Annotated in this window: 16 protein-coding genes and 3 tRNA genes; 13 read left to right on the plus strand and 6 right to left on the minus strand. The window is 65.9% G+C overall.

Annotated features, from left to right (window positions below):
* The first annotated feature begins 66 nt into the window (after window positions 1-66).
* Window positions 67-420 carry a Kazal-type serine protease inhibitor family protein gene (locus tag AC1RNC_RS07365; RefSeq protein ID WP_492884989.1) on the plus strand — a complete coding sequence of 118 codons (354 nt, stop codon included), beginning with the start codon at window positions 67-69 and terminating at the stop codon, window positions 418-420.
* Between the two features lie 56 nt (window positions 421-476).
* Window positions 477-863 (plus strand): putative quinol monooxygenase, encoded by a 387-nt coding sequence (locus tag AC1RNC_RS07370; RefSeq protein ID WP_492884991.1) that lies wholly within the window; start codon window positions 477-479, stop codon window positions 861-863.
* A gap of 62 nt (window positions 864-925) precedes the next feature.
* Here the strand turns inward: AC1RNC_RS07370 and AC1RNC_RS07375 are convergent, their stop codons facing one another.
* The 3 genes from AC1RNC_RS07375 to AC1RNC_RS07385 all read right to left on the minus strand — a co-directional run bounded on the left by AC1RNC_RS07375 (window position 926) and on the right by AC1RNC_RS07385 (window position 5192).
* On the minus strand, window positions 926-3103 hold the full coding sequence (locus AC1RNC_RS07375) for a TonB-dependent receptor (RefSeq protein ID WP_492884993.1): 2178 nt from the start codon (window positions 3101-3103) through the stop codon (window positions 926-928).
* 294 nt (window positions 3104-3397) lie between these two features.
* Window positions 3398-4807: a type I glutamate--ammonia ligase gene (glnA, locus tag AC1RNC_RS07380; RefSeq protein ID WP_492884995.1), complete on the minus strand. Its 1410-nt coding sequence runs from the start codon at window positions 4805-4807 to the stop codon at window positions 3398-3400.
* Between the two features lie 46 nt (window positions 4808-4853).
* A complete protein-coding gene (locus tag AC1RNC_RS07385) occupies window positions 4854-5192 on the minus strand; it encodes a P-II family nitrogen regulator (RefSeq protein WP_492884996.1) in 339 nt (112 codons plus the stop codon).
* Between the two features lie 246 nt (window positions 5193-5438).
* Between AC1RNC_RS07385 and AC1RNC_RS07390 the strand changes: the two genes are divergently transcribed.
* From AC1RNC_RS07390 to AC1RNC_RS07415, 6 genes are all read left to right on the plus strand, one after another.
* Window positions 5439-6977: an acetyl-CoA acetyltransferase gene (locus tag AC1RNC_RS07390; protein WP_492884998.1), complete on the plus strand. Its 1539-nt coding sequence runs from the start codon at window positions 5439-5441 to the stop codon at window positions 6975-6977.
* Window positions 6978-6980: 3 nt separating this feature from the next.
* Entirely contained in the window at window positions 6981-7544 is a 564-nt protein-coding gene (locus AC1RNC_RS07395; RefSeq protein WP_492885000.1) for a histidine phosphatase family protein, read from the plus strand.
* 10 nt (window positions 7545-7554) lie between these two features.
* Entirely contained in the window at window positions 7555-9024 is a 1470-nt protein-coding gene (locus AC1RNC_RS07400) for an NAD(P)H-hydrate dehydratase (protein ID WP_492885001.1), read from the plus strand.
* Window positions 9025-9036: 12 nt separating this feature from the next.
* Window positions 9037-9121 (plus strand) — tRNA-Leu (locus AC1RNC_RS07405).
* Between the two features lie 187 nt (window positions 9122-9308).
* The gene (gene tig, locus AC1RNC_RS07410) at window positions 9309-10667 is read left to right on the plus strand and encodes a trigger factor (protein ID WP_492885003.1); all 1359 of its coding nucleotides are present in this window, start codon (window positions 9309-9311) and stop codon (window positions 10665-10667) included.
* Window positions 10668-10843: 176 nt separating this feature from the next.
* Complete coding sequence (locus tag AC1RNC_RS07415; protein WP_492838623.1) at window positions 10844-11476, plus strand: ATP-dependent Clp protease proteolytic subunit; 633 nt, start codon at window positions 10844-10846, stop codon at window positions 11474-11476.
* A gap of 83 nt (window positions 11477-11559) precedes the next feature.
* Here the strand turns inward: AC1RNC_RS07415 and AC1RNC_RS07420 are convergent, their stop codons facing one another.
* Window positions 11560-12231 (minus strand): HAD-IB family hydrolase, encoded by a 672-nt coding sequence (locus AC1RNC_RS07420; protein ID WP_492885005.1) that lies wholly within the window; start codon window positions 12229-12231, stop codon window positions 11560-11562.
* A gap of 339 nt (window positions 12232-12570) precedes the next feature.
* Here AC1RNC_RS07420 and clpX point away from each other — a divergent pair, with 339 nt between their 5' ends.
* From clpX to AC1RNC_RS07445, 5 genes are all read left to right on the plus strand, one after another.
* A complete protein-coding gene (gene clpX / locus AC1RNC_RS07425) occupies window positions 12571-13833 on the plus strand; it encodes an ATP-dependent Clp protease ATP-binding subunit ClpX (protein WP_492838619.1) in 1263 nt (420 codons plus the stop codon).
* Window positions 13834-14232: 399 nt separating this feature from the next.
* Complete coding sequence (lon, locus tag AC1RNC_RS07430; protein WP_492885007.1) at window positions 14233-16632, plus strand: endopeptidase La; 2400 nt, start codon at window positions 14233-14235, stop codon at window positions 16630-16632.
* Window positions 16633-16773: 141 nt separating this feature from the next.
* Window positions 16774-17052 (plus strand): HU family DNA-binding protein, encoded by a 279-nt coding sequence (locus AC1RNC_RS07435; protein WP_492838615.1) that lies wholly within the window; start codon window positions 16774-16776, stop codon window positions 17050-17052.
* Window positions 17053-17160: 108 nt separating this feature from the next.
* Window positions 17161-17235: transfer RNA gene (locus tag AC1RNC_RS07440), tRNA-Val, on the plus strand.
* 293 nt (window positions 17236-17528) lie between these two features.
* Window positions 17529-18740, plus strand: a complete 1212-nt coding sequence (locus AC1RNC_RS07445) for a glycosyltransferase (protein WP_492885009.1) — start codon at window positions 17529-17531, stop codon at window positions 18738-18740.
* Here AC1RNC_RS07445 and AC1RNC_RS07450 read toward each other — a convergent pair.
* On the minus strand, window positions 18737-19729 hold the full coding sequence (locus tag AC1RNC_RS07450; RefSeq protein WP_492885011.1) for an LLM class flavin-dependent oxidoreductase: 993 nt from the start codon (window positions 19727-19729) through the stop codon (window positions 18737-18739). The two genes, AC1RNC_RS07445 and AC1RNC_RS07450, sit on opposite strands and share 4 nt — an antisense overlap.
* Window positions 19730-19812: 83 nt before the next feature.
* A tRNA-Asp gene (locus tag AC1RNC_RS07455) sits at window positions 19813-19889 on the minus strand.
* Between the last annotated feature and the right edge of the window lie 147 nt (window positions 19890-20036).

A 20036-nucleotide genomic window follows, 5' to 3' on the forward strand; every position in this document is an offset into this window, starting at 1 on the left:
TCAAAGCAGGGGCGAATGGAGCCGGTCGCCGGCAAAATCGTTCCGCCTGTTCCTTGGAGGTCGTCCATGCGCCGTCTGCTCGCCTGTCTCGCCGTCGCGCTGCTGACCGCCTGCACAGCGCCCGCCACGCCGGGACCTTCGGGACCGCCGCAGCAATCGCCGCGCGCCCCCGTCGCCGAGGGCGGCATGTGCGGCGGGTTCGCGGGCTTCCAATGTCAGTCCGGCCTGACCTGCCAGATGGAGGCCGGAGTCTGCGGGCGGGTCGCCGATGCGGCGGGCGTCTGCCGCAAGGCGCCGCGGGTCTGCACGCGGATCTATCAGCCGGTCTGCGGCTGCGACGGCAAGACCTATGGCAACGCCTGCGAGGCGGGGGCGGCGGGGGTCAGCGTCTCGGCTCAGGGCGCGTGCAAGGCGAAATAGCCTGCTGCCACATTCCGGACCGTGCTGACGCAAGGTGCGGTCGACGGGAGAAAGCCATGACCCAGATCATCCGGCGCGACGTGCTGGCCGGCGGCCTCGCCGCCGCCGCGTTCGCGCCCGCCGCCCAAGCTCAGGAGAAGACGCCCATGTACGGACTGATCGGACAGATGCTGGCCGCGCCCGGCAAGCGCGATGAGCTCTTGGCGATCCTGGGGGAGGGGACCAACGACATGCCGGGCTGCCTCAGCTACGTGATCGCCAAGGATCCGACCAACGTCGACGCGCTGTGGATCACCGAGGTCTGGACCGACAAGGACGCCCATGCCGCCTCGCTGAAGCTGCCCTCCGTGCAGGCGGCGATCGCCAAGGGGCGGCCGATCATCGCCGGCTTTCCGCAGCGCTTCGAGACCACTCCGGTCATCGGTCACGGCCTCAAGGCCTAGCCGCCACGAAAAAAGGCCGCGGATCGCTCCGCGGCCTTTCCGGTTTCGAAGACCCGAAGGTCCTAGAAGTTGGCGTTCAGCGAGACGCCGACGACGCGGGGTTCGTTGACGAAGGCGGTCAGGTTGTTGAAGTCGATCGCACCCTTGATGTTGCTCTCGTTGGTGATGTTGCGGGCGAAGGCCGCCAGCTCCCAACCGGCGTCCTTGTCGGCGTAGCCGACTTTCAGGCCGCCCTCGAAGTCGCCCTTCGAGTAGAACTCCTTCGATTGGTACAGGAACAGGTTGGTGTAGCCTTGGACCTTCCAGTCGGTGAAGGCGAACAGCTCGCCCGAAGCGATCGGGTACGAGTAGCGCGCCGTGACGTCGAAGGTGTACTTCGGCGCGTTCGGGAAGGGGTTGCCGTCCACGAGGGCCAGGCCCGCGCCATTCAGCTTGTCCGTGACCGTGCAGGCGGCGCAGGGGGCGACGGCCAGCGTGCTGTCCTTGATCTTGGTGTGGGCGTAGCTGTAGCCGGCCGTGACGACGAAGTTCGGGGTGACCACGAACTCGCTGTCCAGTTCCAGGCCGTAGGCCTCGCCCTTCTTGGCGTTGATCAGGCGGTTGGAGTTGCTGCCGCCGCCGACGGCGCTGAACTGCGGGTCGTCGATGCTGTAGGCGAAGACCGCGCCGTTCAGGCGGACACGACGTTCGAACAGCTCGCTCTTCAGGCCCAGCTCATACGACATGATCGTTTCGGACTTGGCCGACGAGGCGGGCGAGCCGAAGGCGATGTCGCGGCCCTGGATCGACGGGCCGCGGAAGCCCGAGGCGACCTTGGCGTAGACGCTGACGTCCTCGTCGATCTTGTAGAACGCCGACAGGTCCCAGCTGACCTTGGAATCCGACACCGAGACCGACGGAGCCTTGTTCGGGCCCGAAACGACATTCATGTCCTTGTCGTCGTCGGTGTAGCGCAGGCCGCCCGTCAGGGTCAGCTGGTCGTTGACCGCGTAGGAGGCCTGACCGAACAGCGCCCAGGACTTGTTCTTCTGGCGCAGGGTGGTGGCCGGCATGAAGAACGGGTCGGTGCGGATGTCGTACTTGGTGTCGAAGTAGAAGCCGCCGACCTGCCAGCTCAGCGGACCGTCGGTGTCGCTGGCCAGACGCACTTCCTGCGTCCACTGGAACAGGTTCTTGATGCCGTCCTGGGTGCTCGACTGGAAGGGGATGAAGCCCGGGCCGCCCGGGTTGCCGCCGTCGATATCGCCCAGGCTGTAACCGTGGGTATTTTCATAGGCGGTGATCGAGGTCAGCTTCACGCCGTCGAAGTCGTAGCCGATGTTGGCCGAGGCGCCGTAGCCCTTGTACTTCTGCGGGTTGTTGGCGGTGTTGTCGAAGGCGACCTTGTCGCGTTGGTAGTTGCCGTTGAGCTTGTTAGAGCCCTTGGTCAGCACGTTGGCGCGGAACACGGCGGCGGTGCCGTCCAGGTCGCGGCCGTGGACGTTGAAAAGGGCGCTCAGCTTGTCGTTCGGCGTGACCAGCAGCTGAACGCGAGCGGCCTTTTCGTTGAAGCCGCCCAGGGCGTTTTCCTGCTTGGTGTAGGTGTTGTCGATGTAGTCGTCGCGACGCTGGAGCAGGAACGAGGCGCGGACAGCGACCTTGCCCGGGACGATGGCGCCGCCGTAGCCGCCGTCCAGGGTGACGGTGTTGTAGCTGCCGTAGGTGGCCGCTAGGCGGCCCTTGGTTTCGTCGCTCGGCTTGATGGTGTCGAACTTGACGATGCCGGCCGTGGTGTTGCGGCCGAACAGCGTGCCCTGCGGACCGCGCAGGACTTCGACGTGGTCGAGATCGTAGATCGGCGAGCTCTTCAGGACGACGTTCTCGAGGACGACGTCGTCCTGGATGATCGACACCGGCTGCGAGGCGGCCAGGTCGAAGTCGGCGTTGCCCAGGCCGCGGATGTAGAAGCGCGGGGCGACGCGGCCGTTCGAGGACTCGGCGTAGAGGCCTGGGGCCTTGCCCGACAGGGTCAGGATGTCTTCGCCGGCGGCGAAGACCGACTGCAGGCGCTCGCCGGAGATGGCGGCGACCGAGACCGGGACGTCCTGCAGGTTTTCGCTACGCTTCTGGGCGGTGACGACGACTTCGCCGACGGTGGTGTCCTGGGCCATGGCGGCCGAGCCGGCGGCCAGCGAGGCCACGAGGGCGGTCAGGCCGCACGACACCGTGAGGGCGCGGCGGAAAGAGCGGTTGGGGAGCATGGAGACATCCTGTGATGGAGCGCGCCGTTCGCCGACTCTGACCGGGGCGTTAACGGCGCTTCTGTTGCGCTGCGATAGGCGAAACAGCGGCTGTCGGGATATCTCGTCTTGATCGAAAACAGCTCTTTCGAGCCGATTACGTCGGTTATGTTGCGAAGTTGCGACAATTTTGTTCAGGCGGCGCCCAGTAAGTAATAAGTCATTCTACTCGCGGAGCGGTCTGGCCTCGCGGCGTAAGAAAAAGGGCCGGAGATCGCTCTCCGGCCCTTGTCCTTGTTCTGAGCGCTTACGCGATCAGCACTTGTAGTACATGTCGAATTCGACCGGGTGCGGGTGCAGTTGCAGGCGCATCACCTCTTCCATCTTCAGCTCGATATAGCTGTCGATGAAGTCGTCATCCATGACGCCGCCGGCCTTCAGGAAGGCGCGGTCCTTGTCCAGGCTTTCCAGGGCTTCGCGCAGCGAGCCGCAGACTTCCGGGATCTTCTTCTGCTCGCGGGGCGGCAGATCATAGAGGTTCTTGTCGGCCGGCGCGCCCGGGTCGATCTTGTTGATGATGCCGTCCAGGCCGGCCATCAGCAGAGCGACGAAGGTCAGATAGGGGTTGCCCATCGGATCGGGGAAGCGGGCTTCCAGGCGCTTGGCCTTCGGCGAGTCGACGTGCGGGATGCGGATCGAGGCCGAACGGTTGCGCGAGCTGTAGGCCAGCTTCACCGGGGCTTCATACCCGGGCACCAGGCGCTTGTACGAGTTCGTCGTCGAGTTCGAGAACGCGTTGATGGCCTTGGCGTGCTTGATGATGCCGCCGATGTAGTACAGGCACTCCTGCGACAGGCCGGCGTACTTGTCACCGGCGAACAGCGGCTTGCCGTCCTGCCAGATCGACTGGTGCACGTGCATGCCCGAGCCGTTGTCGGCGAACATCGGCTTGGCCATGAAGGTGGCCGTCTTGCCGTAGGCCGCGGCGACGTTGTGGATGACGTACTTGTAGAGCTGCATCCGGTCGGCCATGACGACCATGGTGTCGAACTTCAGGCCGAGTTCGTGCTGAGCCGGAGCCACCTCGTGGTGGTGCTTTTCCGGCTTCATGCCCAGCTCGCCCATGACGGCCAGCATTTCGCCGCGCAGGTCCTGAGCCGAGTCGACCGGGTTCACCGGGAAGTAGCCGCCCTTCGGGCCAGGGCGGTGGCCCATGTTGCCTTCCGGATATTCCTTGCCCGAGTTGCTGGGAAGTTCGCTCGAGTCGTACGAGTAGCCGGTGTTGTTCGGCGCGGTCGACCAGCGGACGTCGTCGAAGATGAAGAACTCGGCTTCCGGACCGAAGTAGACGGTGTCGCCCACGCCAGCCGACTTCACGTAGTTCAGCGCGGCCTTGGCGATCGAGCGCGGGTCGCGGTTGTACGGGGTGCCGTCGTCCGGGTTCACGACGTCGCAGAATAGGGCCAGCGTGGTCTGCTGGTAGAAGGGGTCGATGATGGCGCTGTCCAGGTCGGGACGCAGCTTCATGTCAGACTCGTTGATGGCCTTCCAGCCGGCGATCGACGAACCGTCGAACATCGTGCCGTCGTTCAGGAAGTCATCGTCGACCAGGTCGATGTCGAACGTGACGTGCTGCAGCTTGCCGCGCACGTCGGTGAAGCGGACGTCGACATACTTGACGTCCTTTTCCTTGATCAGGTTCAGGATATCCTTGGCGGTAGTCATTCCGTATCCCCTTTGTAGGCTCTCTAAGTGTTTGACGATCCGGCCTTTAGACGGCGGCCGGGCCGCTTTCTCCGGTTCGGATGCGGATCACTTCCGTGATCTCCGAGACGAAAATCTTGCCGTCGCCGATGCGGCCGGTGCGGGCCGCGCGGGTGATGGCTTCTAGAGCGGGCTCCAGTTGGCTGTCCTCGACGACGACCTCGACCTTGATCTTGGGGAGGAAGTCCACGACGTACTCCGCGCCGCGATAGAGCTCCGTGTGGCCCTTCTGGCGGCCGTAGCCCTTGGCTTCGAGCACGGTCATGCCCTGGACGCCCATGTCCTGCAGGGCCTCCTTCACCTCATCCAGCTTGAACGGCTTGATGACGGCTTCGATCTTCTTCATCGGTTCCACTTTCGGGCCCGGGCGGCGAACCGCTTCACTGAGCGCGCAACCATCACGCTGACCCCAGCGCCGCAAGCGAGCGCCGCAGACATTTATGACCCGTTGGTTGTCTTGCGGGCATGTGTTTGAAGTTTGGGCGCCTGGCGCCTTTGGAATATGCATTTCTGGAATGGCCGCCAAATAGCCTTGCGGCATGCGGTTTCGCGCCTACGATCGCGCCCAACGATCGTTTGAACGGGGGCGGATATGCGCGACGACACACCGGTTTTGATCGGCGCGGGCCAATTCACGTACCGGGGCGACGCCGGAAATTCGCCATCCCCGCTGGAACTGCTGAAAGTTGCGGCGGAGCAAGCGGTGCTGGATGCCGGGCTCAAAGGGTCGGTTCTTGCCGATCTGGACGCTTTGGCGGTCGTGGCGTTCAGTATCGATGCGCCGGGAGGGTTGTCGAAACTGCCGCTGCCCAGGTTGGCCGATCCGCCAGCATCCCTGGCGCGGGCGTTTTCGGCCTCGCCGGCCTGGAGCGTCTACACCGAGACCGGTGGCAACAGCCCCCAGCAGGCGGTCAATGTCGTCTGCGAGCGGATCGCGGGCGGCGAGTCGGAGTTCGCCCTGGTCACCGGGGCAGAGTTCCTGGGATCGCTGATGAAGCGGATGAAGGGCGGCCTAGGCTTCGAGGGCTGGGGCGACGACCTTACCAGCACGCCGCGACGGATCGGCGACCCGCGTCCGGGGGTGACCAAGCAGGAGGGCGCGCACGGTCTCGGCTATCCGGTGAACACCTATCCCTTGTTCGAGAGCGCGCTGCGGGCGCGGGACGGGCGATCGCTCGAAGATCACCAGAAGCAGCTTGGTGAGCTCTTCGCGCCCTTCACCAAGGTCGCAGCCGCCAATCCCTACGCCTGGTTCCCGATCGAGCGCTCGGCCGAGGAGCTGGTCTCGGTGACCGACCGTAATCGGATGATCGGTTATCCGTACCCGAAGTACCTGAACGCCATCATGGAGGTCGACCAGTCGGCGGCGGTCCTGATCGCGAGCGTCCGCAAGGCGCGCGAGCTGGGCGTGCCGGAGGACAAGTGGGTCTTCCTGCACGGCTGCGCCGACGCCTCGGACCTTTGGTACCCGCTCGAACGCCAGGACTATCACTCCAGTCCCGCCATGCGTCTGACCGGTGAGCGAGCCCTGGAGATGGCCGGGATCGGCGTTGAGGATCTCGATTTCATCGATCTTTATTCCTGCTTCCCATCGGCCGTGCGGATCGGGGCCGAGGAGATCGGGCTGGCGCTGGACGATCCGCGTGGCCTGACCATCACCGGCGGCCTGCCGTACTTCGGCGGGCCGGGAAACAACTACGCCCTGCACGCCATCGCCGAGATGGTCGGCAAGCTGCGCGAACGGCCTGGAGCCTACGGCCTGTCGACCGCCAACGGCTGGTTCCTGACCAAGCAGTCGGTGGGTATCTATTCGACGCGGCCCGTCGAAGGAAAATGGGAGCGCCAGCCGCCGTCGGTGATCCAGGCCCGGATCGACGCCCTGCCGCATCCCGAGATCGTCGAGACGCCGCAAGGGGCCGCGACCATCGAGACCTACACCGTCGTCCACGGCCGCGAGGGCGCGCGGATGGGCATCGTCATCGGCCGCGACGCGCAGGACCGCCGCTTCGTGGCCCAGACCCCGGACGATCCGGAGGTGCTCCTTGACCTGGAAAGTCGGGAGGGCGTGGGCCGGACCGGCGTGGTCGGCCCGCATCCGGATGGCGTCCGCAATCTCTTCATTCCGGATTGAACCATGACCCTTGTTCACGTGATCCGCCACGGAAAACCCGCCGCGACCTGGGGCGGAACGGACGAGGATCCCGGTCTCGACGCGATCGGCAAGACCCAGGCCGACGCCGTCGCCGAGGCGATCCTGGCTCTGCCCGAGCGGCCGACGCGCGTGGTATCTTCGCCCTTGCGCCGCTGTCGCGAGACCGCCGAACCGCTGGCGCGGGCGCTGGGTGTCGACCTGATCATCGACCCGCGCGTCGGCGAGATCCCGACTCCGACGGCGTTGTCGCACGAGGAGCGGCCCGCCTGGCTGAAGCGGGCTTTCGAGGGGCGTTGGGGCGAGATCCAGGGTGACATGGACTACGTCGCCTGGACGCGAGGCGTGGCCGCCGCTTTGCGCGAATACCCTGGCGCGGCGGTGTTCAGCCACTTCGTCGCCCTGAACGCGGCGGTTGGCGTCGCCACCGGTCGGGCCGAGGTCATGGCATTTCGCCCCGATCATTGCTCGCGCACCGTGTTCGAGATCGACGGCGACGGCTTGATCCTGGTGGAGAAAGGGCGCGAAGCTCAGAGCCAGGTGCTTTGAAGGAGTAGGCGTGGCGCGAGAGATTCTGACCGTCGCCCAGATGGCCGCGGCCGACCGCGCCGCCGTCGAACACGGCACGCCGGTCCGCGTGCTGATGGAGCGCGCGGGCGAGGCCGTGGCCCAGGCCGTCCGGGCGCGTTACGCCCGCCGTCCCGTGGTGATCTGGTGCGGCCCCGGCGACAATGGCGGCGATGGCTACGTCGCCGCGCGGCATCTGCGCCGACGCGGCTGGCAGGTGGCGGTCGAGGCCGCCTATCCGCCATCCACCGACGCCGCCCGCTGGGCGGCCTCGCGCTGGAAGGGCGAGGTGCGGTCACTGTCGACCGATCTCGCGCCGGACGCGCTCTATATAGACGCTCTGTTCGGCGCCGGCCTGTCACGGCCGCTGGAGGGGGGGGTCGAGCGCCTGGCGCGGGCCAGCCAGGAGCGACCGCTGGCCATCGTCGCGGTCGACACGCCCTCGGGGATCCATGGCGACACCGGCCGTCCGCTGGGCGACGCCGCCTTTCGCGCCGCGTTGACCGTCACCTTTCATCGCCGCAAGCCCGCTCATGTGCTGATCGAGGGGCGCAAGGCCTGCGGCGAGGTCGTGCTGGCCGACATCGGGCTGAGGACCGGCGAGGGCGCGAACCTGTTCGAGAACGATCCGGACCTGTGGGCCAAGCGCTTTCCCTGGCCGGCGCTCGACGCCCACAAGCATGCGCGCGGGCGGCTGAAGGTGATCAGCGGCGAGATGTGGAGCACCGGCGCGGCGCGGCTGGCGGCGCGCGGGGGCTTACGAGTCGGCGCCGGCGCGGTCACCGTGCTGTCGCCGCCGGGAGCTCTGGCGGTGAACGCCGCGCATCTTGAAGCGATCATGCTGGCGCCGTTCGGAGCGGAGGCCGATCTTGCGGTCGCCGCAGAGGAGGCCGACGCCGTGATCATTGGCCCGGCGGCCGGGGTGGGGGAGGCGACCGCCCGCAACCTGCAGGCCTTGGCCAGCACGGGCGCGGCCCTGGTGGTCGACGCCGACGCCCTGACCAGCTTCCGGCACGACCCGGCCAGCCTGTTCGCCTGCCTCGATCGCGACGACGTGCTGACGCCGCATCCGGGCGAGTTCGAGAGAATCTTTCCAGGCTTGTTGGCCAAGTCTTCCGAACGCATCGCCGCCGCGCGGGAGGCGTCCAGACGGGCGGGGGCGGTCGTGCTGCTGAAGGGACCCGACACCGTGGTCGCCGCGCCGGATGGCCGCGCCGCTGTGTCGCTGAATGGAACGCCATGGCTGGCCACCGCCGGTTCGGGCGATGTCCTGGCCGGCTTCATTGGCGGCTTGATCGCCCAGGGCATGGAGAGCTTCGAGGCCGCCTGCGCCGGAGCCTGGATCCACGCCGAGTGCGGCGCCCGTCACGGCCCGGGTCTGATCGCCGAGGACCTGCCGGGCCTGGCGCCCGCGGTTCTCGCCGAGCTCTACGGGCTTGCGCGGCCCGGCTCAAATCCGTAAGCCCCCACCCACGCGGATGTGGCGAAACTGGTAGACGCACCAGATTTAGGTTCTGGCGCCGAGAGGCGTGGAGGTTCGAGTCCTCTCATCCGCACCACTCTTCTCACCTGGCTCTCCAGGCCCGGATGAGTTTTGTCGCCGCCGCTCTTGGATGCTCGCGCACGTCGTGACATAAGGGCGGTCTTTCGCCGCCCCCGGCTCTCGCGGGGCGGCGTCGATCTTTTGGACCCCCAGGGCGGAGCTCGGGCGCGCGGCGTCCCGGACCCGAGAAAATAAGAATGTCGATGCAGATCGTTGAAAAGTCGGGCGAAGGCCTCAGCCGCGTTTTTAGCGTCACGGTGCCCGCGAGTGAACTGGCCACGCGCCTGGAAGCGCGCATCGCCGAAGTCGCTCCGCAGATGAACGTGAAGGGCTTCCGTCCGGGCAAGGTGCCCGCCGCTCACGTGCGCCGTCTGTACGGCAAGGGCCTGATGGGCGAAGTCATCGAGCAGGCGCTGAACGAGACCACCCAGAAGGTCCTTGACGACAACAAGCTGCGTCCGGCTGGTCAGCCCGAACTGAACCCGACGTCGGACATGGACAAGGTCATCGACGGCGGTCTCGACCTGGCGTTCGACCTGGCGGTCGAAGTGATGCCGGAATTCGATCCGATCGACCCGACCACGATCGAGTTGGTCAAGCCGGTCTACAAGGTCGGCGACGAGGAAGTCGACGAGGCCCTGGAAGAGCTGTCCAAGCAAGCGGGCACCTATGAGCCGCGCACGGGCAAGAGCCTGAAGGCCAAGGACGGCGACCAACTGCTGATCGACTTCGTCGGCACGATCGACGGCGTCGAGTTCGCCGGCGGCAAGGCCGAAGGCGCTGAACTGGTCCTGGGTTCGGGCCAGTTCATCCCGGGCTTCGAAGACCAGCTGGTCGGCGCCAAGCCGGGCGACGAGATCGTCGTGAAGGTGAAGTTCCCGGAAGAGTACCAAGCCGCCGAACTGGCCGGTAAGGACGCCGAATTCGCCACGAAGGTCACCGAAGTCCGCGCGCCGGTCGACGGCAAGGCCGACGACGAACTGGCCAAGCGCCTGGGTCTGTCGGACCTGGCCGCTCTGAAGGAGCTGCTGCGCTCGAACCTGGGCAGCCGCTATGAAAACAGCTCGCGCTTCAAGCTGAAGCGCGCCCTGCTGGACGTGCTGGACACCAAGCACGAGTTCCCGCTGCCGCCGCGCATGGTCGACGCCGAGTTCGCCGGCATCTGGCAACAGGTCGAGGCCGACAAGGCTCGTGGCGGCCTGCCGCCGGAAGACGCCGACAAGACCGAGGACCAGCTGAAGGACGAGTACCGCAAGATCGCCGAGCGCCGCGTGCGCCTGGGTCTGGTGCTCGCCGAGATCGGCCGCAAGAACGACGTGGTCGTCACCGACCAGGAACTGACCGACGCCATCATGCGCGAAGCTCGCCAGTACGGCGCGCAAGCCCAGCAGGTGTTCGACATGTACCGCCAGCGCGCCGACCTGCAGGCCGCCCTGCGCGCCCCGATCTACGAAGACAAGGTCGTCGACCTGATCTTCAACAAGGCCAAGGTCGAGGAAAAGGAAGTCTCCAAGGACGAGCTTCTGGAGGAAGACGACCTGCCGGAAGGCTACGGCGGCTAAGGCCCGATCAGGTCGAGATGATCAAGGCGCGGTCCGCGAGGGTCGCGCCTTTTTCGTACCGCCACGAAACCGCCGGCTCCTTGCAACCTGTTAAGCGCCACGCGATATGCGATAGCGACGGCGCGCGGGGGCTGATTCGTTTTCGCGCCAAAGACACACGAGAAGGGTAATCCCCAATGATGTACGATCCGGTTTCGACGGCGATGAACCTGGTTCCGATGGTGGTCGAGCAGACCAGCCGTGGCGAGCGGTCCTACGACATCTTCTCGCGCCTTCTGAAGGAGCGGATCATCTTCCTGACCGGCCCCGTCGAAGACGTGATGGCCAGCCTGATCTGCTCCCAGCTCCTGTTCCTGGAGTCGGAGAACCCCAAGAAAGAGATCGCCATGTACATCAACTCGCCGGGCGGCGTGGTGACGTCTGGCCTGGCGATCTATGACACCATGCAATACATCAAGAGCCCGGTCTCGACGGTGTGCATGGGCATGGCCGCCTCGATGGGCAGCCTTTTGCTCGCCGCCGGCGCCGCCGGCCAGCGCATCGCCCTGCCGAACGCCCGCATCATGGTGCACCAGCCGTCGGGCGGCTTCCGCGGCCAAGCCTCGGACATCGAGCGCCACGCCGAGGACATCATCAAGACCAAGCGTCGCCTGAACGAGATCTACGTCAAGCATTGCGGCCGCACCTATGAAGAGGTCGAGCGCACTCTGGACCGCGACCATTTCATGAGCTCGGACGAAGCCAAGGACTGGGGCCTGGTCGACCACGTCTACGACACGCGCGAAGCCGCCGAGGCTGGCGCTGAATAGGCGACGGCTTCACTGAGACGAGAAAGCCGCCGATCCCCGGGTCGGCGGCTTTCTTGTCGTCTCGTCGCCTGCGACAAATCCGCTCAGGTGGCGGGCTTGCCTCGAAAAACGCGGTAGCCCTTCTCGTCGGCGATCGCGAGCATCTCGGTGTCGCCCGAGGTGTCGCCGTAGGCGGCCGTCAGGCGCACGTCCGGGCCGAAGACCTCGCGCAGGCGCTGCACCTTTTCCTTGGCCCGGCAGTTGTTCCCGTCGAGCCCGCCCAGGATTCGGCCGTCCTCGTTGGTCATCAGGCGCGTGCCGATCAGCATGTCCGCGCCCAGACCCCGGGCGAATGGCGCGACGGTGATCTCGGGCGAGGCTGTTACGATGACAAGCTTTGCGCCCCTGGCCCGCCACGCGCGCCAGACGGCCAGGGCGTCGGGACGCAGCAGGGTGCGGGCGTGAGTCTCGGCGAAGGCGCGGGCGTCGGTCTCGATCTGCGCGACCGTCGCGCCCCTCATGAACTCGCGGATCGCGGCGGCCTTGAGCTTGGCGCGGTTTCGGTCGAACACGTAGGCGATCAGCGAGGGGGCCAGGCGGATGACGCCGCGCGTCCAGCGCCGGCCGGCGCGCCACTTCAGGAACGCGTTGAAGCTGTCCTTGACCGTCAGGGTGCCGTCGAAGTCGAAGGCCACGAGTGCGAGCTCATGGCTCATCTCGCCGGTCATCGGGCGCGACGCGCTCAAACCCTTGGCCATCCACGAACGCTTGCCCATCCACCATCTCAAAGAGCGCGCTTCCGCGCTCGACCTCCCATGCGATTCCTCGCCTCGTCATAAGGGGTTACGCTGGCGGCGGTAAGGCCCAAGACGCTCGCCGCTTGCGCCGGCGCGCCAATCGCCCAAATTAGATGACGAGGCCATGACACGATCCGGCCGGTTTGGACGTTTGAGGCTTCAAAGGAGTCGCCAAGGGTTGTGAACCGCGCTCGGATCGGGGAATGTCAAGGATTAGACAACTCCCGGCGTATATCCTGTCAGCTTCGGTGGCGGTGTATGCGCTCGGAGGGGCGTCACGGCGTTAAGCCGTAAGGCGCCATAGTGTGAGAAGCGATCATGACGAAAGCCGCGAGCGGCGACACCAAGAGCACCCTGTACTGTTCTTTCTGCGGAAAGAGCCAACATGAGGTGCGCAAGCTCATCGCGGGACCGACGGTGTTCATTTGTGATGAATGCGTCGAGCTCTGCATGGATATCATTCGCGAAGAGCACAAGATCGCTTTCGTGAAGTCCAAAGACGGCGTTCCTACGCCGCGTGAGATCTGCGAAGTCCTGGACGATTACGTGATCGGGCAAGGTCACGCCAAGAAGGTGCTCGCGGTCGCGGTGCACAATCACTACAAGCGCCTGAACCACGCTTCGAAGAACAACGACGTCGAACTGGCCAAGTCGAACATCCTGCTGGTCGGTCCGACCGGTACGGGTAAGACGCTGCTGGCCCAGACGCTGGCGCGAATCATCGACGTGCCCTTCACCATGGCGGACGCCACGACGCTGACCGAAGCCGGTTACGTCGGTGAAGATGTCGAGAACATCGTGCTCAAGCTGCTGCAAGCCGCCGACTACAACGTCGAGCGCGCCCAGCGCGGCATCGTCTACATCGACGAAATCGACAAGATCAGCCGCAAGTCCGACAACCCGTCGATCACCCGCGACGTGTCGGGCGAAGGCGTGCAGCAGGCTCTGCTGAAGATCATGGAAGGCACCGTCGCCTCCGTGCCGCCGCAGGGCGGGCGCAAGCATCCGCAGCAGGAATTCCTGCAGGTCGACACGACGAACATCCTGTTTATCTGCGGCGGCGCGTTCGCTGGGCTCGAGAAGATCATCTCGGCGCGCGGCGCGGCCAAGTCGATCGGCTTCGGCGCCAAGGTGACCGATCCGGAAGAGCGCCGTACGGGCGAGATCCTGCGGAACGTCGAGCCCGACGACCTGCAGCGCTTCGGCCTGATCCCGGAGTTCATCGGCCGTCTGCCGGTGGTCGCGACCCTGGAGGACCTCGACGAGCCCGCCCTGGTCAAGATCCTGACCGAGCCGAAGAACGCCTTCGTCAAGCAGTACCAGCGCCTGTTCGAGATGGAGAACATCGGCCTGACCTTCACGGAAGACGCCCTGCATCAGGTCGCCAAGAAGGCCATCGTGCGCAAGACCGGCGCGCGCGGCCTGCGTTCGATCATGGAAGGCATCCTGCTGGAAACCATGTTCGAACTGCCCAGCTACGAGGGCGTTGAAGAAGTGGTGGTCAACGCCGAGGTCGTCGAGGGCCGGGCTCAGCCTCTACTGATCTACGCCGAGAAGAAGGGCGGGGCGGCTTCGGCCTAACCCTTCAAGCTTCATCGCGAAATCGAGGCGCGCCTTTTTGAATGGGGGCGCGCCTTTTTCGTGGATCGATGGGCTTCGCAAACCTGTCGGACCATTGATGATACTTCGGCGCCACGGTCAGCTTGAGCGAGAGAAACTTCAGAAAAGTCCGGGCCTTGGGCGAACTTGCCCCGCTTGGTCGCGTTGAGGGCATGCGGGCGCCAGCTTCGCCGGTCACACGCGACTTGTCGCCGCTGTGAGGCGAGTGCGCTTGAACCCTGTTGTAAAACGTCCACATAAATAACGACCATCCGCCCAGTCCCGGGCGGACGGGTCGTTCGACTCAGGCGCATCGTCTGGTGTTACGGCGGCCCGCATGGCCAGGCGTTCGAAAGCGCCGAGGCCGGGAGTATTGAGCACATGTCCGAATTACGTACGCTTCCTGTCTTGCCGCTGCGGGACATCGTTGTGTTCCCGCACATGGTGGTGCCCCTCTTCGTGGGCCGCGACAAATCCGTGCGCGCCCTCGAGGAAGTGATGCGCGGCGACAAGCAGATCCTGCTCGTCACCCAGAAGAACTCGGCGGATGATGATCCGGCGCCGGGCGACATCTTCGACGTCGGCGTCCTGGCCACCGTCCTGCAGCTGCTGAAGCTGCCCGACGGCACGGTCAAGGTGCTGGTCGAGGGCAAGGGCCGCGCGGCCGTCGTGAAGTTCACCGACCAGGAGTCCTTCTACGAAGCCCAGATTGGCGAGGTCAGCGAGGACGAAGGCGCCGGCCCCGAGGCCGAGGCCCTGTCGCGCGCGGTCGTCGAGCAATTCGAAAACTACGTCAAACTGAACAAGAAGGTGCCGCCGGAAGCCCTGGCGTCGATCCCGCAGATCGCCGAACCGGGCAAGCTGGCCGACAGCATCGCCGCCCACCTGTCGGTGAAGATCGGCGACAAGCAGCACCTGCTGGAAATCTTCGACGTCGTGAAGCGCCTGGAAAAGGTCTTCGCCCTCATGGAGGGCGAGATCTCGGTGCTGCAGGTCGAGAAGAAGATCCGCTCGCGCGTCAAGCGCCAGATGGAGAAGACCCAGCGCGAGTACTATCTGAACGAACAGATGAAGGCGATCCAGCGCGAGTTGGGCGATCCTGATGACTCGCGCGACGAGCTGATCGATCTCGAAAAGCGCATCAAGAAGACCAAGCTGTCGAAGGAAGCCCGCACCAAGGCTGAGAGCGAGCTGAAGAAGCTGCGCAACATGAGCCCGATGTCGGCCGAGAGCACCGTTGTCCGCAACTATCTGGACTGGCTGCTGTCGATCCCGTGGGGCAAGGCCAAGACCAAGAAGATCGACCTGCTGGAGGCCGAGGAAATCCTCGACGCCGACCACTATGGCCTGGACAAGGTCAAGGAGCGGATCCTCGAGTACCTGGCCGTCCAGGCCCGGACCAACTCGCTGAAGGGCCCGATCCTGTGCCTCGTCGGTCCTCCCGGCGTCGGCAAGACCTCGCTGGGCAAGTCGCTGGCCAAGGCCACCGGTCGTGAGTTCGTGCGCATGAGCCTCGGCGGCGTGCGTGACGAGGCCGAGATCCGCGGGCACCGCCGCACCTACATCGGCTCGATGCCCGGCAAGGTCGTCCAGTCGATGAAGAAGGCCAAGACCACCAACGCCTTCGTCCTGCTGGACGAGATCGACAAGATGGGCAGCGACTATCGCGGCGATCCGGCCTCGGCCCTGTTGGAGGTGCTGGATCCGGCGCAGAACTCGACGTTCGGCGATCACTATCTGGAGGTCGACTATGACCTGTCGCAGGTGATGTTCGTCACGACGGCCAACAGCCTGAACATGCCCCAGCCGCTGCTGGACCGCATGGAGATCATCCGCATCCCCGGCTACACCGAGGATGAGAAGCTGGAGATCGCCAAGCGGCACGTCCTGCCGAAGCTGGCCAAGGACCACGGGCTGAAGCCGGCCGAGTTCATCGTTCCGGACAAGGCGATCCGCGACCTGATCCGCTACTACACCCGGGAAGCCGGCGTGCGGTCGCTGGAGCGGGAACTGGGCGCCTTGGCGCGCAAGACGGTGCGTGATCTGGCCCGCGAAAAGCTGACCACGATCACCATCGACGACGAGCGCCTGGCCAAGTACGCGGGCGTCAAGAAGTACCGCTACGGCGAGACCGACGAAGTCGACCAGGTCGGCATCGTCACCGGTCTGGCCTGGACGGAGTTCGGTGGCGACATCCTGACCATCGAGGCCGTGAAGATGCCGGGCAAGGGTCGCATGCAGATCACCGGCAACCTCAAGGACGTGATGAAGGAGTCGATCGCGGCGGCCAACAGCTACGTCCGCTCGCGGGCCGTGCAGTTCGGCATCAAGCCGCCGATCTTCGAGAAGACCGACGTGCACATCCACGTGCCGGATGGCGCCACGCCCAAGGACGGTCCGTCCGCCGGCGCCGCCATGGGTCTGGCCATTGTCTCGGTGCTGACCGGCATCCCGATCCGCAAGGATATCGCCATGACTGGCGAGATCACCCTGCGCGGCCGGGTCACCGCCATCGGCGGCCTGAAGGAGAAGCTGCTGGCGGCTCTGCGCTCTGGCGTGAAGACCGTGCTGATCCCGCAGGAGAACGAGAAGGACCTCGTGGATGTGCCCCAGAGCGTCAAGGACGGCTTGGAAATCATTCCGGTCTCGACCATGGACGAGGTGCTCAAGCATGGCCTTACGGGCCCGCTGACGCCGATCGAATGGAGTGAGGCGGACGAGCCGATTGCTGCGACTGCGAAGAAGGATGAGGGCGACAGCGACGCCGTACTCACCCACTAACGCAACTAATCGTTGATAACTTAGGCGGCGCGGGAGATTCCCGCGCCGCTGTCGTTTGACGAGGCTTTCTCAACCGCCATAATCCCCGCCGAGCCAAGCGCCGTAAGCAATAAACGGCGCCGCTCAGGCTGGGAGAAAAACATGACCACAAAAGCCGAACTCGTTACGGCGATCGCCGAGAAGGCGGGCATCAACAAGAACCAGGCCAAGGACGCCCTGGAAGCCTTCATCGACGCCGTCACCGACTCTCTGAAGTCGGGTTCCGACGTTCGCCTGGTCGGCTTCGGCACCTTCAAGGCCGTGACCCGCGCCGCCGGCACCGCCCGCAACCCGCGCACCGGCGAGACGGTGAACCGTCCCGCGTCGAAGACCGCGCGCTTCCAGGTTGGCGAAGGCTTGAAGTCCTCGCTGAACAGCTAAATCCGGTTTCTCCGCTTAAGAGAGGGCGGGGCGTCGGAGGCAGGCGCTCCGCCTCCTCGTTTTGCGCTATGCGTAGGCCTCGGCTCCGGCTAAAAGCGCCGGCCCGGAGGGCAGTTAGCTCAGCGGTAGAGCGTCTCGTTTACACCGAGAGGGTCGGGGGTTCGATCCCCTCACTGCCCACCACTCCGTCTCCCTTGGTCATCCGCATCGTCTCCCCGCGGCCGGGCCGCGGAAGCCTTCCCATGGCTAGCCCTTCCTTATGCGCGTGCGCCTAGAGGCCTGGCCGCCGTCGAGCGCCTCGCAAACGCCGAGTTGCGCGGCGTGAATGCTCAGGTAGAAGTACTGTCGCGAGAGGCTCTTGGGCGAAGCGGTGTGCCCCTGAAATCGTCCGGGAACGGCGAGGAACCGCGAGTGTCGCAAAAGCTTTATCGTTCCGGGGCCGAATGGGGGGCCTAGAGTTGCGATGAGGAATCGGTGTGACGGATACGAGATCGACCCGGCCGGTCGGCCTGCGTGGTTTTCTTTCCGATATCGCTCCGTCGACTGACGGCGCCGTTCGCCTCGTCGACACCACCATGCTCTACGCCCCGCGCAGTGGGGGCGTTCGTCGCTATCTGGCCTCGAAGCGCGCCTGGCTGGCCGCCAATCGTCCGGATGTCCGCCATACGCTGGTTGTGCCGGGCGCGCGTGATTCCTACGACGGGCGAGGCCGGGTCTCGATCTATGCCGCGCCGCTGCCGTTCGGAGCCGGCTATCGCTGGCCCGTGGTCAAGGCGGCCTGGATGGACCGCCTGATCCGCCAGCGGCCGGACATCATCGAAGCCGGCGACCCGTACACCCCGGGTCTGGCGGCGCTGAGGGCCGGTGACGCCCTGGGCGTGCCGGTCGTGGGCTTCTGCCACACCGATCTGGGCGCCCTGGCGGCGCTGCACATCGGCGAGTGGGCCGAAAAGCCGGTTCAGAAACGCTGGGCGGCGATCTATCGCCAGTTCGACCAGGCCGTGGCGCCGAGCCGCTTCATCGCCGGGCGGCTGATCGAGGCCGGGGTGCACAACGCCATCGGTCTGCCGCTGGGCGTGGACACCGAGCTCTTCCATCCGGCCCGGGCCGATCGCGACGCCCTGCGCCGCCGCCTGGGCGTCGCGCCCGACGAGCGCCTGCTGGTCTTCGCCGGTCGTCCGGCCCGCGAGAAGAGGCTGGACGTCCTGGTCGGCGCGGTCGAGCGGCTGGGCGCGCCCTACAAGCTGCTGTTCGTCGGGGCTGGCGGCGGAGCGCCGATCAGCGATCGCGCCATCTGCCTGGACTATGTCCGTGACCCGGCCGAACTGGCCGGTGTGCTGGCCAGCTGCGACGCCTTTGTCCACGCCAACGACAACGAGCCGTTCGGCCTGATCGTCCTGGAGGCCATGGCCTGCGGTCTGCCCGTGGTCGGCGTCGCCGCCGGAGGGGTGGCCGAGTCGGTGGACCACGAGGTCGGTCAGCTGGCGATCCGGTCCGAGCCCGCCGCCTTCGCCGAGGCGATCGAGGCTTTGTTCGCCCGCGATCTGGCCGTCGTCGCCGCCGCCGCTCGCCGCCGGGCCGTCGAACGGCACGGCTGGGACGCGGTGTTCCGTCAGCTGTGCGCCATCTATGGCGGCCTGACCGGCCGGAGCGCTTTCGGGGGCCTGCCCCCTCTAAGAGACCACTAGGCTTTCAGGCCGGCCAGGATCTCATAGCTGCGCTTGCGGGCGCCGTGGTCGTAGATCTGCGAGGCGAACATCAGCTCGTCGGCTTCCGTCAGCTTCAGCACCTGCTCGACCTTGCGCTTCACGGTCTCGGGCGAGCCGATCGCCGAATACTGGAAGGTGTGATCCAGGCCCGCCAGCTCGGCGGGGGAAGCGTGCTCGCGGATGTCGTCGACTGGCGGCGGCAGCAGGCCCGGCCGGCCGCGCCGCAGGGCCAGGAACTGCTGCTGGGTCGAGGTCGCGAGGCGAGTCGCTTCGACGTCGGTATCGGCCGCGCAGACGCCGATGCAGACCATGGCGTAGGGCTTGTCCAGAACCTCCGACGGCTTGAAGTGCCGGCGATACAGGAGGAGGGCGTCCAGCAGAGAGTCGGGCGCGAAATGGGCGGCGAAGGCGAACGGCAGGCCAAGGGCCGCGGCCAGCTGAGCGCTCCAAGTCGAGGAGCCCAGCAGCCAGATCGGCACGTCCTGGCCTTCGCCCGGCACGGCGCGGACGCTCTGGTCCGGATCGGCCGGCTTGAACCAGTGCTGCAGCTCGACGACGTCCTGGGCGAACGAATCGACCGCCCCGGCATAGCGGCGAAGGGCGCGCATCGTGGGCTGGTCGGTGCCGGGCGCGCGGCCCAGGCCTAGATCGATGCGGCCCGGATAGAGGGCGGCCAGGGTGCCGAACTGCTCGGCGACCATCAGCGGGGCGTGGTTAGGCAGCATGACGCCGCCCGACCCGACCCGAATCGTCGTCGTGCCACTGGCCACGTAGCCGATCACGACCGCCGTCGCGGCCGAGGCGATTCCGGGCATGTTGTGATGCTCGGCCAGCCAGTAGCGGTGGAAGCCGAGAGATTCGGCGTGTCGCGCCAGATCCAGGCTGTTGTTAAGGGCTTGGCCGACGGAAGCGCCTTGCGGAACGGGCGCGAGGTCGAGGACGGAGAACGGCGGGTAAGCGGAGGTCATGTCCGCTACATGGCGTGCGGCGCCGGCAACTCAAGGCGTTTGCCGGAGCGGTTCTCGATTTAAGGAAGGAAACCACCGGAAGGTGGCGCGAATGACGGGACTCGAACCCGCGACCTCCGGCGTGACAGGCCGGCGCTCTAACCAACTGAGCTACATCCGCGTCGTGCGCCTGGGCGCGACGGTCGTCCGTAAAACCGAGAGGAGGGTGCTTTCCGACCCCATTTTAAAGGGGTGGCGCGAATGACGGGACTCGAACCCGCGACCTCCGGCGTGACAGGCCGGCGCTCTAACCAACTGAGCTACATCC

The organism is Caulobacter sp. GW822-FHT01G02 (genome assembly GCF_058802865.1).